Annotated in this window: 10 protein-coding genes; 7 read left to right on the top strand and 3 right to left on the bottom strand. The window is 63.1% G+C overall.

Features of this window, described 5'->3' with window-relative positions; genetic code table 11:
• The first annotated feature begins 313 nt into the window (after positions 1-313).
• On the top strand, positions 314-1,954 hold the full coding sequence (locus GDR53_RS11155; protein WP_193334578.1) for a BCCT family transporter: 1,641 nt from the start codon (positions 314-316) through the stop codon (positions 1,952-1,954).
• A gap of 309 nt (positions 1,955-2,263) precedes the next feature.
• Positions 2,264-3,295 carry a DUF805 domain-containing protein gene (locus GDR53_RS11150; protein WP_193334577.1) on the top strand — a complete coding sequence of 344 codons (1,032 nt, stop codon included), beginning with the start codon at positions 2,264-2,266 and terminating at the stop codon, positions 3,293-3,295.
• A gap of 200 nt (positions 3,296-3,495) precedes the next feature.
• On the opposite strand, the gene GDR53_RS11145 is transcribed toward GDR53_RS11150, so the two are convergent.
• The gene (locus GDR53_RS11145) at positions 3,496-4,464 is read right to left on the bottom strand and encodes an alpha/beta hydrolase (RefSeq protein WP_193334576.1); all 969 of its coding nucleotides are present in this window, start codon (positions 4,462-4,464) and stop codon (positions 3,496-3,498) included.
• 396 nt (positions 4,465-4,860) lie between these two features.
• On the opposite strand from GDR53_RS11145, the gene GDR53_RS11140 reads away from it, so the two are divergent.
• The 5 genes from GDR53_RS11140 (at position 4,861) to hpt (ending at position 13,515) form a co-directional block, all read left to right on the top strand.
• Positions 4,861-5,319: an Hsp20 family protein gene (locus GDR53_RS11140; protein WP_193334575.1), complete on the top strand. Its 459-nt coding sequence runs from the start codon at positions 4,861-4,863 to the stop codon at positions 5,317-5,319.
• Positions 5,320-5,526: 207 nt separating this feature from the next.
• Complete coding sequence (gene dps / locus GDR53_RS11135; RefSeq protein ID WP_193334574.1) at positions 5,527-6,000, top strand: DNA starvation/stationary phase protection protein Dps; 474 nt, start codon at positions 5,527-5,529, stop codon at positions 5,998-6,000.
• Between the two features lie 474 nt (positions 6,001-6,474).
• Entirely contained in the window at positions 6,475-11,259 is a 4,785-nt protein-coding gene (gene gltB, locus GDR53_RS11130; protein ID WP_408639802.1) for a glutamate synthase large subunit, read from the top strand.
• Between the two features lie 54 nt (positions 11,260-11,313).
• The gene (locus GDR53_RS11125) at positions 11,314-12,741 is read left to right on the top strand and encodes a glutamate synthase subunit beta (protein WP_193334572.1); all 1,428 of its coding nucleotides are present in this window, start codon (positions 11,314-11,316) and stop codon (positions 12,739-12,741) included.
• 234 nt (positions 12,742-12,975) lie between these two features.
• Positions 12,976-13,515 (top strand): hypoxanthine phosphoribosyltransferase, encoded by a 540-nt coding sequence (gene hpt / locus GDR53_RS11120; protein ID WP_193334571.1) that lies wholly within the window; start codon positions 12,976-12,978, stop codon positions 13,513-13,515.
• A 2-nt stretch (positions 13,516-13,517) separates the two neighbouring features.
• Here the strand turns inward: hpt and GDR53_RS11115 are convergent, their stop codons facing one another.
• Together GDR53_RS11115 and GDR53_RS11110 are read right to left on the bottom strand one after the other, a co-directional pair.
• The gene (locus GDR53_RS11115) at positions 13,518-14,687 is read right to left on the bottom strand and encodes an SGNH/GDSL hydrolase family protein (protein WP_193334570.1); all 1,170 of its coding nucleotides are present in this window, start codon (positions 14,685-14,687) and stop codon (positions 13,518-13,520) included.
• Positions 14,688-14,758: 71 nt separating this feature from the next.
• The gene (locus GDR53_RS11110; RefSeq protein ID WP_232846808.1) at positions 14,759-15,931 is read right to left on the bottom strand and encodes a lytic murein transglycosylase; all 1,173 of its coding nucleotides are present in this window, start codon (positions 15,929-15,931) and stop codon (positions 14,759-14,761) included.

The following is a 15,931-nucleotide window of genomic DNA, read 5'->3' as shown; positions in this document are numbered from 1 at the left end:
CGACACGCATCGGGCCAGCGCCGGACCAGCCGACACGCCGCCTGTCCAGGCGGCTCCGGGCAAGCTGCCTGAGCATTTGCCACCCAGCCCTGGCCGGTCCGCTGCCACCCTTGCGGTCATTCAAGCGTTAGTTTCAAAGTCCTGGAAGCTGCGTTCAAAAGCGGGTTCAGCATCGAGATGCGCCGAAGGGGTCTGACCGATGTCGACAAAGACCACATCGTTACCACCGCTCGCGAGGATTTTAGCCTAAGCCAGAGACAACAGGCGGAATCACTTCCGCTGGAGAAGTTGTTAACACCTGGATGGGAAAGCCATGACCGACGATAAGGACAACGGCAGCGAAGAGGTTCGTCCGCCCGAGGGACCGACAGAGATCATCCAGACCGATTATTCCATTGGTCAGGACAATTTTGTCTCCCGTCGCGGCTTTCTGAGCGTGGACGTGCACAGTCCGGTCTTTCTTATTTCCGGGCTCACCATCGTGCTGTTCGTTATTACGACGATGGTGTTGGGCAGCCGCGCTACTGACGCCTTTATCGGGCTGCGCGACTTCCTCACCAGTCACTTCGACTGGTTCTTCATCATTGCCGGCAATGTCTTCGTCCTGCTCTGCCTGGGTTTGATCGTATCCCCGCTGGGCAAGATCCGCATCGGCGGGCGGGATGCGACCCCGGATTATTCTTACACCGGCTGGCTGGCCATGCTGTTTGCCGCCGGCATGGGTATCGGCTTGATGTTTTATGGCGTGGCCGAGCCGCTCACCAACTTCACCGCCGCCTTCAACGGTCCCGTGATGGAAGCGGGTGTCCGGACCGACTGGGCGCCGCTCGATGGTGCCGTTGGCGATGCCGAGGCATCCCGGCGGCTGGCCATGGCGGCCACGATTTTCCACTGGGGCCTCCACCCCTGGGCTATCTACGCCGTGGTTGCGCTCTCGCTGGCGATATTCTCGTATAACAAGGGCCTGCCGCTCACCATGCGGTCGATCTTCTACCCCGTTTTTGGTGAGCGCATGTGGGGCTGGCCCGGGCACATCATTGATATCCTGGCCGTCTTCGCGACGCTGTTCGGCCTCGCTACCTCGCTGGGCATAGGCGCCGGCCAGGCCAATGCCGGGCTCAACTTCCTGTTCGGCCTGCCGGTCGGCAATGTGTCGATGGTCGTGCTGATCGTGGCCATAACCGGGGTCGCGCTGTTGTCGGTGGTGGCCGGGCTCGATGCCGGCGTCAAGCGGCTGTCGGAAATCAACATGGTCATGGCTGGGCTACTGCTGGTCTTTGTCCTGGCGGTGGGGCCGACCTGGCAGATCGTCACCGGCTTTTTTGCCAATCTGTCGGCCTATGCACAAAATCTGCCTGCCCTGTCCAATCCGTTCGGCCGGACGGACGACAATTTCCGTCATGGCTGGACGGCCTTTTACTGGGCCTGGTGGATGTCATGGTCGCCGTTCGTGGGCATGTTCATCGCGCGCGTCAGCCGCGGCAGGACCGTGCGGGAGTTCCTGATCTGCGTGCTGCTGGTCCCCTCCACGGTCAGTGTCTTGTGGATGACGGCCTTCGGCGGCACGGCCATCAGCCAGCTGGTCAACGACGGCTATGAGGCCGTGGCAAGCTCGGCTTTGGAACTGCAGCTTTTCCAGATGCTGGCCGGGTTGCCGCTGACACAGATCACCTCGTTCATTGCTATCGCGCTGGTGATCATCTTCTTCGTGACGTCCTCGGATTCAGGGTCTCTGGTCATCGACACCATCACCGCCGGCGGCAAGGTAGATGCCCCCGTGGGGCAACGCATTTTCTGGGCAAGCTTTGAGGGTCTTGTCGCCATTGCCCTGCTGCTCGGGGGCGGCCTGGCTGCCCTGCAGGCCATGGCGGTTTCAACCGGCTTCCCCTTTGCCATCATTCTGCTGCTGGCATGCTACGCCCTGGTCAAGGGCCTTCTGAGCGAACCGCGATAGCGTGCACTCGGCTGGCAGAGGCTTGCGGTCGGCCATGCCGGCCCCAAACTCGCCAGCCGACCCATATCTGTTTTGCTCCAGGATCGTCGAAAGCCGTCAGAGGCCTGCCCACATCGTTGCTGCGGCCGCTCTCGACCCCTTGTCGGTCATGCCCCGCTCAGCGCTCGATCTCTAAAAGTCGCCATTAAGCCTGATATTGAACGCCAGTGGCATAACTCTACCAGCAAGTTGATAAGCAGCGTGAGCTAGGTTTCGGGGGCGCATACATGCTGGTTGGACAGCATTACTTGAGCGTGGGGATAGCCAAGAATGAGCGAGCCGCGAGGCCGGGGTTTTAGCATCGAGTGGTACATCGCGCTGTTCGCCAGCACCTCCGGTCGGTTGGGCCGAGAAAGCTGGTGGATCGGCATTGCCTTGATCGCGATCATGGTGGTGTTGATCAATGTGTTGGCTACGCTTGCTGCGTTTAGCTTTTTCCCCAGTTTCAAAGAACTCAACGGCACCAGCATCCTTGCCCGCTTTCGGTTCAGCGGTTGGCTGGTCCTCGGTATCTTCCTAACGGTTCTGTACCCACTCTATGCATTATCGGTGAAGAGACGCCGAGACAGAGGCGGTACCGGCTGGGACGTCACCCTATACCTGGCTGCCAACGGTCTGTTCATCCTTATTCAGGCCTTTGGGATGGAATGGCCTATGACTTTTGCGGGTATCGGCTACGCGATGGCCGATGAGCCCTCTTTACCGGGCCTTGTCCTCCCCATGCCGACGCCAGCAATGCAATTGGCAGGAGCGATGCTCACAGTTGTCACCATGCTCATGGTTATCCCGCTGGGATTTCTGCGTGGCCAAGCCAAACGTGACGGCGTAAAGTCGAACAGGTCTTGGGTGCCCACTCCTGGCCGGGGATCAATTCAGAAGGTTGCGGCGCAGCGTTGGAGAACACCTGCAGCATTCCTTGCAGTATCGCTAGTCGCCTTGGGCGCCGGCTTTGCCTATAGCAGATACACGTCAGGGGAGATCGTGGTCGGCAAAGCACTTCCGGGTAGCATCGCCGGTATCGTCGGCACCGTCTTGTCAGGACAGCAGGGCAAAGCGGGAAATCTGATAGTCTCTCCACTCGCAACGTTCGCAAATCGGTTTGCCCAACACTGCCGGTCGTTTGAAGTGGACGGAGACCACCCCACGGCCGCGGTTGCGTGTCGTAAAGATCGGGAATGGATCGTTTCGTTCGCTACTACTTCGCAGTCGGCGAGAGGCCGCGAGCTGGAACTTGATGCGCACCTGCTGTCAATCGGAGCCAGCCCTCCTTTCACGGTGGAAGGCGAAGCTCTGTTCTTTTAGATACTCCCCTCTCTTAAATCGGGAAGTTCCCGATACCGGGAAACAGATCGCGCGAAGCCGGCATACCCGGCCAAGGTTGGCGCCAAAGCGGGCACCGCCTGCTGGGCCTGGAAGATGAAAAACCCGCCGGCCAGCGCCGATTGACCACCGCTCAGCACCATGACCCGTTGCGCGCCGGCAAGGCGCCGCCGCGTGGATGCCTAGCTCTGCTCGGTAATGAACGCGTCGAACGCCGCCAGCACCTGGCCGCGAATGGGATCGCTTTCCATGAACAGTTCGTGCCGCGCCCCGGGGATCACCTGGTGCCGCCCGGTACGCAGCCGCAGGCCCAGCTGTTCGATGGCATTGGTGGAGACCACTTCGTCGCGCGCCGCCGCCAGCATCAAGAGGGGTATGCCCAGCCGGGCGGGGAAGCTGTCGCTGCCCGCTTCCGCCATCGCCCCCATGGCGGCGGCCACCCAGCCGATCGTCGGCGCGCCGATCTCGAGCGCCGGCCGCGCCTTGACCACATCCACCATGCGCAGATAGCGCAGCATGTCCCCGGTCAGCGGGTTATTGGCAAAGCTGGCTTCCGAGGCCGGCCTGTCGGCCTTGCGGCGGATCGGCAGCCGGCCGAGGCCCATAAAGCTCAGCGCCGTGGCCACCCGCGCCATCCCGGCCATGCTCAGCGGCTGCCGGTCCAGCGCCAGCATCGGCGCCGACAGGAAGATCCGGTCAAACATCATCCGGTCCTGCGCCGCGGCAAACAGCGACGCCAGCCCGCCCATGGAATGGCCCACCAGATAGAACGGCGGCGGGCATTCGGGCAGCAGGATCTGCCCGTGAAAGCTGCGCAGATCCATGCCGTAATCCTCGAAACGGTCGACATGGCCCAGGCTCTTATTGCCGATCAGCCGCGCCGAGCCGCCCTGGCCGCGCCAGTCGAAGGTTGCCACGGCAAAGCCGCGCTGGCGGAAATTTTCCACGGTCTCGAAATACTTCTCGATGAATTCGCCGCGCCCCTGCACCAGGCATATCGTGCCGCGCTGCTTGCCCACCGCCTTGGGCCAGGTGGCGTAGCGCAACTGCACCTTGTCGATCGTCTTGAAAAATCCCACCCGCGCTCCTTCGGGCAGTGGATTGGTGGGAATATTGACCAGGCTGGGGCCATTGGGATCGACGGTGTTCATGAGCGCTTCCAAACCGGGTGACACCCTGACTTAGAGCAAACGCTGGGCAAAAAGAAAACCAGCATCCCGGGGGATGCTGGTTCCTTGTGAGCGTCGGCGGCCCGTGCGGGGGGCGGGTGACGAACCGCGTCTGCAGTGCTGAAGTCGCCCTCAACACCTGACCCTGTTCTAGTCCCGTCCGCCTGAACCCGATCGGTCTGGCCTGTTCATAACCCGTTCATAGTCGTGACGCTTTGGCGGCCTTGAACCGGCTAAATTGCCCCCTATATCTCAATCGTTCGCCGGCTCTGCCGGGAACCCCGACCTCGATATCCTCGGCTTGCCTAATGTTGGGAGCCAAGAGGAAAACACCGCGAGACCACCGGGAAACCACGTTGCTTTACGGAGAATGTGACTATGCAGACCATCGATTTTTCCCCCTTCTATCGCTCCACTGTCGGCTTTGACCGCGTCTTCAACCGGCTCGACAATCTGGTCGGCCAGGAAGCCAAGACCTACCCGCCCTACAATATCGAGCGCACCGGCGACGACGCCTACCGCATCTCGATTGCCGTGGCCGGGTTCTCCAATGGCGACATTGCCATCGAGACCAAGGAAAACAACCTTGTGGTAAAGGGTGCCAAGTCGGCCGAAACCGCTGATACGGCGCGTGAATTCCTCCATCGCGGCATTGCTGAGCGGGCCTTCGAGCTGCGCTTCCAGCTGGCCGACTATGTCGAGGTCCATGGCGCCACGCTCGAGCACGGCCTGCTCCACCTCGAGCTCAAGCGCGAGCTGCCCGAGAGCAAGAAGCCCCGCTCCATCCAGATCAAGTCTGGCGAGCAGTCCAGCCTCGAGGACAAGTCGGTAAACTAGACGCCGGCGCTTGCGCAAAATCGCTCCGGTGGAGCGATTTTAGGCGGCGAGGCCATGAGAGCTACGCTCGAATGGCCCAGACTTTCAGCAGGCACGATGCATGGCGCAGCCCAACCCGGGCTGCGCCTATTTTATGGCGCGCGGAACCACCGTCTGTCCCCGGCGGTTGATCGGGTGGAATACTTCCGCGTCAAAGGACTCCCCCCCATGAAAACCCCATCCGTCGCCCTCAAGGGCAATGCCAAGTCCGCCGTCATCGACATTCTCAATGCCCGCCTCGCCGATGCCATCGACCTGGCCCTGATCGTCAAGCAGGCCCATTGGAACCTCAAGGGTCCCGATTTCATCGCCGTGCATGAAATGCTCGATCCCATGCGCACCGCCATCGACACCCATGTCGACATCATCGCCGAGCGCGTCGCCCAGCTCGACGGCATTGCTCTGGGCACCAGCCAGGTCGTCGCCAAGGCCAGCACCCTGGCCGCCTATCCCACCGACATCCGCAAGGTCCCCGATCACCTCAAGGCCCTGGCCGACCGCTTTGCCACCCTGGCCAACCAGGTGCGCGAGGATATTGACGCCACCGACGAGGCCGGCGACGCCAATGCCGCCGACATCCTCACCGCCTTCTCGCGCGAGCTCGACAAGGACCTCTGGTTCATCAAGTCCCACCTCGAATAGGCAATCGCTGGTTTATCCGGCTTGACGGGCGTTTTCCGACCGGGAGACGCCCTTTTTGCGGCTGCTACCCGTCCGTTTTCCTACTCTTTCCTATACAAGAGTTGGTAATTTCCTATTTTTTGTGACGCTTCCATGGCAAAGACGCTTGCCCACAGTTTGGAATTATGCAAATGTGGACGTGATAGGGCAGCACAACTGTCCTATATGACGCGTCGCCCCGCTCTCCGCGGCCAGCACGCACGCTGGCCCGGCTGGCCCGCTAGACGATAGCGGAAACGGGTAGGCGGAGCTAAGATAGCTCGAATTTGAGTGGCCATTTGGATGCAGCGCCACTCCCCACGCATGGACAGGTTTGCTCGTTCGAGCCGTACTGTGTACGACCCGCTTGCGCAGTCTGCCCACCTGAGGACGAGACCGCATCCAGCCCGCCGGGCGACCGGCACTACCAGGATGCACACGACATAGCGACAGGCCCTGCAACGGGCGCGACCAACCAGCGAGGACAAAGCCATGGCAAACGCGCGGAACCGATCCACTTCTCCGGTCACCCCGAAAACTGCCAAAACCTTGATCCGCGATGGCCAGCGCGTCCCCACGGCTTTGGCCATGGGCCGTCCCACAGCGCAGGGTCTTTATGATCCGGCCAATGAGCACGATGCCTGCGGCATCGGCATGATCGCCAACATCAAGAACAGACCCAGCCACGAAGTGGTGCAGAAGGGTCTCGAAATCCTCGAGAACCTCGAGCATCGCGGTGCCGTCGGGGCCGATCCGCTGATGGGCGATGGCGCCGGCATCCTCGTGCAGACCCCGCATGAATTCTTCAAGAAGGTCATGCCGTTCGCCCTGCCCGAAAAGCACTTCTACGCCGTCGCCATGCTGTTTTATCCCAACACCGATGGCCTGCGCGACCGCGTCGCCGCCGTGGTGCAGGATTGCCTCGTCCGCGAGGGCCTGTCCCTGCTCGGCGAGCGCACCGTGCCCGTCGAAAACAAGGATCTCTCGGCTGGCGTCATCGCCACCCAGCCCATCATCGAGCAGATGGTCATCGGCCGCCCCGCCGGCATGACGCTGGACGAGTTCGAGCGCAAGCTGCTGATCACCCGCAAGGTCATCTCCAACACCGTCTATGCGCAGATTCCGGAATCGGCAGGCGACAACGGCTTTTACGTCGTCTCCATGTCGGCCCGCACCATTGTCTACAAGGGCATGTTCCTGGCCTTCCAGCTCGGCGCCTTTTATCTCGACCTGCACGACGAGAGCTTCGAAAGCGCCATCGCCCTGGTGCATCAGCGCTTTTCCACCAATACCTTCCCCTCCTGGAAGCTGGCCCATCCCTATCGCATGACCACCCACAATGGTGAGATCAACACCATTCGCGGCAACGTCAACTGGATGGCCGCCCGCCAGGCCTCGGTCTCCTCGCCCAAGTTCGGCGAGGACATCACCAAGATCTGGCCGATCTCCTATGAGGGCCAGTCCGACACCGCCTGCTTTGACAACGCGCTCGAATTCCTCGTGCGCGGCGGCTATTCCCTGCCCCACGCGGCCATGATGCTGATCCCCGAAGCCTGGGCCGGCAATCCGCTGATGGATGAGACGCGTCGGAGCTTCTACGAGTATCACGCTGCCCTGATGGAGCCCTGGGACGGCCCCGCCGCCATGTCGCTGAGCGACGGCCGCTATGTCGTGGCCACGCTCGACCGCAACGGCCTGCGTCCCGCCCGCTACCTCGTCACCAAGGAAGGTCACGTCGTGCTCGCCTCCGAATCGGGCGTGCTGACCATTCCCGACGAGGACATTGTCGAGCGCTGGCGCCTGCAGCCCGGCCGCATGCTGCTGATCGATCTCGAGGAAGGCCGCATCATTTCCGACGAGGAGATCAAGCGGACCCTGGCCACCCGCCATCCCTATGCCGAATGGCTGGCCCGCAGCCAGATCGTGCTCGAGGACCTGCCCAATACCGCGCTGACCGCGCCGGTGACCTCCGAGTCCCTGCTCGATCGCATGCAGGCCTTTGGCTATACCCAGGAAGACATCAAGATCCTGATGACGCCCATGGCCACCACCGGCCAGGAAGCCGTCGGCTCGATGGGCACCGATACGCCCATTTCCGCCCTCAGCCAGAAGTCCAAGCTCCTCTACACCTATTTCAAGCAGAACTTCGCCCAGGTCACCAACCCGCCCATCGATCCGATCCGCGAGGAATCGGTGATGAGCCTGGTCAGCTTCATCGGCCCGCGGCCCAATATTCTCGATCTCGAAGGCAGCTCGCGTGAAAAGCGGCTCGAGGTGCGTCAGCCCATTCTGACCAATGAGGATCTCGCCAAGATCCGCGCCATTGGCGACATGGCAGACAACCAGTTCAAGACCAAGACCATCGACATCACCTACCCCGCCGAAACCGGCGCGGCAGGCATGGAGGCGGCTATCCAGTCGATCTCCGAGCAGGCCGAAGCGGCCATCGCCGGCGAGTACAACATCATCGTGCTGTCCGACCGCCTGGTCGCGGCCGACCGCATCGCCATTCCGGCGCTGCTGGCCACCGCCGCCGTGCATCACCACCTGATCCGCAAGGGCCTGCGCACCTCCTCGGGCCTGGTCATCGAGACCGGCGAAGCCCGCGAAATGCACCACTTTGCCATGCTGGCCGGCTATGGCGCCGAAGCCATCAACCCCTATCTGGCCTTCGAGACGCTGGCAGCCCTGCATGCCGAGGGCGAATTCCCCGCCGAGGTCGATGCCGCCGAAGTGGTCAACCGCTACATCAAGTCGGTCGGCAAGGGCCTGCTCAAGGTCATGTCCAAGATGGGCATTTCCACCTACCAGTCCTATTGCGGCGCCCAGATCTTCGACGCGGTCGGGCTCAGCACCGATTTCGTGCAGCGCTTCTTCTTCGGCACCGCCACCTCCATCGAGGGCGTGGGCCTCGCCGAAGTCGCCGAAGAGACCGCGCGCCGGCATGAAGACGCCTTTGGCGACAAGGTCGTGCTGCGCAAGGCGCTCGATGTGGGCGGCGAATACATGTACCGCATCCGCGGCGAAAAGCATGCCTGGAGCCCCGACGTCGTTGCCGACCTGCAGCACGCCGTCCGCACCCATGACGAAAGTCCCGAAACCGCACAGGCACGCTATGACAGCTTTGCTGCCCGCGTGAACTCGGGTGAGAACGGCTATCTGGCCATCCGCAACCTCTTCGAGATCCGCCCGATTGGCGAGGCTGTTTCGCTGGACGAAGTCGAGCCCGCGGTCGATATCGTCAAGCGTTTCGTCACCGGCGCCATGAGCTTTGGCTCGATTTCGCGCGAGGCCCATACCACTCTGGCCAAGGCGATGAACCAGATCGGTGGCAAGTCCAATACCGGCGAAGGCGGCGAGGAGCCCGATCGCTACAAGCCGCTGCCCGATGGCTCGGCCAATCCCATGCGCTCGGCCATCAAGCAGATCGCCTCGGGCCGCTTTGGCGTCACCACCGAATATCTGGTCAATGCCGATCAGCTGCAGATCAAGGTCGCCCAGGGCGCCAAGCCCGGCGAAGGCGGCCAGCTGCCCGGTCACAAGGTCGATTGGGTCGTCGCCAAGACGCGCCATTCCACGCCCGGCGTGGGCCTCATCAGCCCGCCGCCGCATCACGACATCTATTCCATCGAAGATCTCGCCCAGCTCATCTACGATCTCAAGAACGTCAATGAGCAGGCCGATATCTCGGTCAAGCTGGTGTCCGAAGTCGGCGTCGGCACGGTGGCTGCCGGCGTTGCCAAGGCGCGCGCCGATCACATCACCATTTCCGGCTATGATGGCGGCACCGGCGCTTCGCCTTTGACCTCGCTCAAGCATGCCGGCGGGCCCTGGGAAATCGGCCTGGCCGAAACCCACCAGACTCTGGTGCTCAACCGCCTGCGCGCCCGCGTCCGCCTCCAGGTCGATGGCGGTCTCAAGACTGGCCGCGACGTGCTGATCGGCGCCCTGCTCGGCGCCGACGAGTTCGGCTTCTCCACCGCGCCGCTGATTGCGGCCGGCTGCATCATGATGCGCAAGTGCCATCTCAACACCTGCCCGGTTGGCGTCGCCACCCAGGATCCGGTGCTGCGCAAGCGCTTCAAGGGCACGCCCGAACACGTCATCAACTACTTCTTCTTCATCGCCGAAGAGCTGCGCGGCCTGCTCGCCGCCATGGGTGCCCGCACCCTCAACGAGCTCATCGGCCGCTCCGATCTGCTCGACCAGCGCAAGCTGGCCGATCACTGGAAGAGCGATGGCGTCGATTTCACCAAGCTGTTCCACAAGCCCGAGCCGCTGGGTGACGACACCATCTATCACTCCGAAACCCAGAACCATCATCTGGAAGCCGTGCTCGATCGCCAACTGGTCGAGCTGGCCGCCCCGGCGCTGGAAAACGGCACGGCTGTGCATATTGACCTGCCCATCCGCAGCCGCGATCGTTCCGTCGGCGCCATGCTATCGGGCGCCGTTGCCCGCAAATATGGCCATGAGGGCCTGCTCGACGACACCATTTCGATCCGCCTCAGCGGCACGGCCGGCCAGGCCTTTGGCGCCTTCCTTGCCCGCGGCATTTCCATCGACATGGTGGGCGACGCCAATGACTATGTCGGCAAGGGTCTCTCGGGCGGCCGCATCGTCGTACGCCCCTCCGACAAGGCCAGCTTCGTGCCGGAGAACTCCATCATCGTCGGCAATACCGTGCTCTACGGCGCCATTGCCGGCGAGTGCTACTTCCGCGGCGTGGCCGGCGAACGCTTTGCCGTGCGCAATTCCGGCGCCATCGCCGTGGTTGAAGGCACCGGCGATCACGGCTGCGAATATATGACCGGCGGCATTGTCGTGGTCATCGGCCAGACCGGCCGCAACTTCGCGGCCGGCATGAGCGGCGGCGTCGCCTATGTGCTCGACGAGGACGAAACCTTCCGCGAGCGCTGCAACCTGGCCATGGTCGATCTCGAGCCCGTGCCCGAAGAAGAAAACCTCATGCGCGATCTGCACCATCATGGTGGCGATCTCGAATGGCATGGCCGCGTCGATATTTCGGGCGACATGACCCGCCACGACGACGAGCGCCTGCACCAGCTCATCAGCAACCACCTGCACTATACCGGCTCGACCAAGGCCAAGGCCATTCTCGACAACTGGGTCGAGATGCGGCCCAAATTCGTCAAGGTCATGCCCGTCGAATACCGCCGCGCCATCCGCGAGATGGAAAAAAAGCGCGCCGGCATGGGCATGGGAGCAGCGGCGGAATGATGACCATCAAGATCGCGCACCTTAGCAACGACATCAATTCCAGGGAGCAGAGCCATGGGTAAAGTAACCGGCTTTCTCGAGATCGAGCGCGAAGAGCCCCGCTATGAGCCGGCCTCCGACCGTATCCGCCATTTCGGTGAATTCACCATTCCCATGAGTGAAGGGCGCATCGTCGACCAGGCGGCGCGCTGCATGGATTGCGGCATTCCCTTCTGCCATGGCGATACCGGCTGCCCGGTCAACAACCAGATCCCCGACTGGAATGACCTAGTCTATAATGGCGACTGGGAAGAGGCGGCGCGCAACCTGCACTCCACCAACAACTTCCCCGAATTCACCGGCCGTATCTGCCCGGCGCCCTGCGAGGAGGCCTGCACGCTCAATCTCGAAGACGTGCCCGTCGCCATCAAAACCGTCGAACAGGCCATTGCCGACCGCGCCATCCGCTCGGGCTGGGTCAAGCCGCAGATCAACGACCACAAGACCGGCAAGTCGGTCGGCGTCATCGGCTCGGGCCCGGCCGGTCTGGCCGCTGCCCAGCAGCTGGCCCGCGCCGGCCATGACGTGCACCTTTATGAACGCGAGCCCCGCGCCGGCGGCCTGATGCGCTATGGCATTCCCGACTTCAAGATGGAAAAAGAGCATATCGATTTCCGCGTCGAGCAGATGCAGGCCGAAGGCGTCACCTTCCACTATGGCGTCAATGTCGGAGTCACCACGCCGCTGTCCGACCTGCAGGCCCGCCACGACGCCATCCTGATGTGCGGCGGCTCGGAAAAGCCGCGTGACGTCGACGCCGAAGGCACCCATTTTGCCGGCGTGCACTATGCCATGCCTTTCCTCGTGCAGCAGAACCGTCGCCTCGGCGGCGAGGACGTCTCCAGCCAGGTCCAGCTCACCGCCGCCGGCAAGCATGTCGTGGTCGTCGGCGGTGGCGATACCGCATCCGACTGCGTCGGCACCAGCTTCCGCCAGGGCGCCATTGCCGTGACCCAGCTCGACGTCCGCCCCATGCCGCCCGAGCTCGAGAACAAGCTGACCAACTGGCCCAACTGGGCGGTCAAGATGCGGACGTCCTCATCGCAAGCCGAGGGCGCCATCCGTGAATTCGCCGCCGGCACCATGAAGATCATCGGCGACGCCAAGGGTCGCGTCACCGGCGTCGAATGCGCCCGCGTCGATCGCAGCCGCCAGCCCATTCCCGGCACCGAATTCATCATCAAGGCCGATCTGGTGCTGATGGCCATCGGCTTTGCCTCGCCCATCCACGAGGGCATGCTGACCGAGCTGGGTGCCCAGTTCGACAAGCGCGGCAATCTCTATGCCGATACGCTGAGCTACAAGACCACCGTCCCCAAAGTCTATGCCGCCGGCGACATGCGCCGCGGCCAGTCCCTGGTCGTCTGGGCCATCCGCGAAGGCCGCCAGGCCGCCCGCTCCATCGACTTCGACCTGATGGGCAAGACCAGCCTGCCGCGCTAGCTGTAGGCACCGTGCTCTCCCTCCCCCTTGTGGGGAGGGTGGCCCCGAAGGGGTCGGGTGGGGGTATGATTCCACCGGGCAGGATGCCGGCCCGTCGCCAAAACCCCGTCGACCGACGCCTCTCGCCCCCATTTCACGTCAGCGCCTGACCGGCTACCCTCAAGGCTAACAGTCTGCTAACGAATTTGGCCAATCGGTTGTTACACATCGAATGCCCTGTGACGGAATTTTGCCATGACCCAGAAGCCCTATACCGTCGATGAACTGATCTCGGCCAAGTCCATCGCCGCCCGCGTCGAGGCCCTGGCAAAAGAGATATCCTCGTTTTATGCCGACACCGACAAGCTCGTCGTGGTCGGCCTGCTGCGCGGCTCCTTCATCTTCATCGCCGACCTGGTGCGCGAGCTCGACCTGCCCGTCGAGGTCGATTTCATGGAGGCCTCGTCCTACGGAAATTCCACCGAATCCAGCCGGGAAGTGCGCATTCTCAAGGACTTGCGCGGCGAGATCGCCGGCCGCGACGTGCTGGTGGTCGAGGACATTGTCGATACCGGCTATACGCTCAAGCACGTGCTGGAAATCCTCAACACCCGCCATCCCCGCCGCATGGAAGTCTGCGCCCTGCTCAACAAGCCCAGCCGGCGCGAAACCGATGTTCAGGCGCGCTGGATCGGCTTTGATATTCCAGATGAATTCGTCGTCGGCTATGGCATCGACTATGCCCAGCGCAACCGCAACCTGCCCCATATCGGCGCGGTCCGCTTCACCGACTGATCCTAGCGTTCGCCCGCATTTTCCAGCACTTGCGCCGCCGGATCCACGCCGACACCAAAGGCGTCGACCCGGCCGACCGGCGCATCGAACAGCGTCTCCAGCTTGAAGGCGCCACTGCCTGTCCCCGCGCTGCCGGCCCGCAGCAAGTCATTGGCCCGCGCCGGCGCGCGGCTGATCGGGATCACGGTGCCGGCCATTTCCAGCAGCCGCATCTGCCCCACGCCCTGATAGGGCGGACGCAGCATCGCCGCCGCATCGGTACCGAGCAGCGGGTCGGCCACCGCGCTGACCACCGCGCCGCCGCGATAGAGCGTGCGGATGGTCTGGCTCAGATAGAAGGCCAGCTTGTCCGAGCCGGCTGGCGCAAAATGGATGCCGTCATCCTTGCGCATGCGGGCCGTCTGCCCGTTGACGTCGGGGCCATTGGCCGAGTATTTGCCGTCCTCGCCCAGGAATTTCTCATAGATATCAAGATATTCCGCCCCGCCGGCAAAGCTGGCCAGCCGCTGGATATTGGCGATCTGGCTGATAGCGGCCGAATATTCCGCCTTTTCCATGGGCGGCAGGCCCACCCAGATGACCGGTTTGCGGGCGGCCCGCAGCGCCTCCAGCGCATCAACCAGGCGCGCCTGATAGGCCGCCGCCCAGCCTGCACTCAGCGGCGCCAAAGCCTGCCCATCGATCCGCAGCTCCTGGCGGTCATTGATGCCGATGATCATCACCGCCAGATCGAAGCTGTCGGCAGCGATCTCCTCGCGCAGCGCCGCGTTCCAGTCATAAAAATCGGCCCGCACAAAGCCCGATGAACTGATGCCCTTGTTGATCACCACCAGATTGGCATCCTCGGCATAGCGCCGCTCCAGCGCCCGGCTGAGATCGATCGCCAGCGAGTCCCCGAATACCGCCAGCCGCGTCGCATCGGCCGCCTTCTCCACCTGCGGCGCCACCGCAACCGGCGCCGCAGCGGTGGCTGGCGCCTGCTGGCGCGGGGCGCGCTGCGGTTGCTGCACGGGTGCAGGTTGGCTGGGTTCCTCGCCAAACAGCAGATCGAACAGCGTGCGCCGCTTTTCCCCCTGCGCCACCTGGATGGTATCATTGTTCTGGGCAAGCACGGGCGCCACGTCGACCAGGACGAACAACCCCATCAGCAATGCCAGGACAATACGGACCATGCTCAACCTGCCTGCCAGAACTTATCCTCCTACCAAACCCCGATAGGCGGCGCCATGGCCGCACCGCGAAGTTACCGCGCGGCCGCAGCCAGAGCCGCATGCGCCGCCTTGGTGATGAACCCGTCGGCAACCTCTCCCCGGCTCGCCTGAAAGCGCGCATAGGCTTCCTGGGTAATGGGTCCCAAGCGCCCATCCACGCTGCCGTCGTAAAGGCCCAGGCTGAGCAAGGCGCGCTGGATCGCTTCCCGCTCCGCCAGATTGGGAAACGCAGTGCCGCGCGGCCAGTCATCGACAAAGCTGCCGCCGCCCTTCAAGCGATCCGTTATATGCGCCACGCTCAGCGCATAGCTGTCGGAGAAGTTGTAGCCCTTGAGCACCAGATAGTTCTGCGTCATCAAGAACTTGGGTCCGTCCTGTCCCGCGGGAACATAGAGAAATACGCCAAGATTGGTGTCCCCGAACGGCCTGTCGGCCACGCGCGTCACCCCGCGCTCGGCAAAGAACGATACCGGCAGCAACTGCGTCCGGCTGGCCAGCAGATAGTCAAAGCCGGGCGGCACGACGACCTCCATGCCCCAGTCGAGGCCGGGCTGATAACCGATGCCCCGCAGATAGCGGGCGCTGGTGGCCAGCGCATCGGCCAGGGACCGGTGCAGATCCACCACCCCGTCGCCATCGCCATCGGTGCCATGCGCCACCACATTGGCCGGATTGACCTGCAGATGGCCGATGGCACCCGCCCACGACCCCACCAGTTCCTGCGGCTCTAGCCCGCCCAGCTGCAGCAGCTTGAGCGCGGCGATCAGGTCGCCTTCATCCTCCACCAGCCGGCTGCGCCGCTGATGCACCAGCGTGGCCAGCGGACGCACCACCGGACCAATCAAATTGCCGTTGTTCAGCACCGCCCCATAATCGGTTTCCATGCCCCAGATGGCGCCCAGCAGATAGGGATCGACGCCATAGGCAGCGCCGACCGAAGCGAACAGCGCCTGGTTGGCGGCAATGGCCGCCTTGCCACGCGCCACGCGGTCCGCCGTGACGCGACCATCGATATAGTCCCAGATTGGCGTGGCAAATTCGGGCTGCGTCGTCACCAGTTGCGGCACGCGCGGATCGGGCGTCATGCCCGCTGTCACCCTGTCGTAAAGCTGGCCATCAATGCCCGCCGCAACAGCCTTGCTGCGGAACCCGGCCAGAAAGCTGTCAAAGCTCTCCACCGGTTGCGCCAGCGCCGCGACCGTCAT

It is taken from the genome of Devosia beringensis, assembly GCF_014926585.1.
GTDB lineage: Bacteria > Pseudomonadota > Alphaproteobacteria > Rhizobiales > Devosiaceae > Devosia > Devosia beringensis.
Note: the sequence above shows the minus strand (reverse complement) of the source record. Positions and strands in the feature narration are given on the sequence as shown.

Excerpts from the sequence above, each read along its gene's own strand:
- GDR53_RS11155 (WP_193334578.1), top strand. The coding sequence starts at position 314 with ATGACCGACGATAAGGACAACGGCAGCGAAGAGGTTCGTCCGCCCGAG.
- GDR53_RS11150 (WP_193334577.1), top strand. The coding sequence starts at position 2,264 with ATGAGCGAGCCGCGAGGCCGGGGTTTTAGCATCGAGTGGTACATCGCG.
- GDR53_RS11145 (WP_193334576.1), bottom strand. The coding sequence starts at position 4,464 with ATGAACACCGTCGATCCCAATGGCCCCAGCCTGGTCAATATTCCCACC.
- GDR53_RS11140 (WP_193334575.1), top strand. The coding sequence starts at position 4,861 with ATGCAGACCATCGATTTTTCCCCCTTCTATCGCTCCACTGTCGGCTTT.
- dps (WP_193334574.1), top strand. The coding sequence starts at position 5,527 with ATGAAAACCCCATCCGTCGCCCTCAAGGGCAATGCCAAGTCCGCCGTC.
- GDR53_RS11125 (WP_193334572.1), top strand. The coding sequence starts at position 11,314 with ATGGGTAAAGTAACCGGCTTTCTCGAGATCGAGCGCGAAGAGCCCCGC.
- hpt (WP_193334571.1), top strand. The coding sequence starts at position 12,976 with ATGACCCAGAAGCCCTATACCGTCGATGAACTGATCTCGGCCAAGTCC.
- GDR53_RS11115 (WP_193334570.1), bottom strand. The coding sequence starts at position 14,687 with ATGGTCCGTATTGTCCTGGCATTGCTGATGGGGTTGTTCGTCCTGGTC.
- GDR53_RS11110 (WP_232846808.1), bottom strand. The coding sequence starts at position 15,931 with ATGACGGTCGCGGCGCTGGCGCAACCGGTGGAGAGCTTTGACAGCTTT.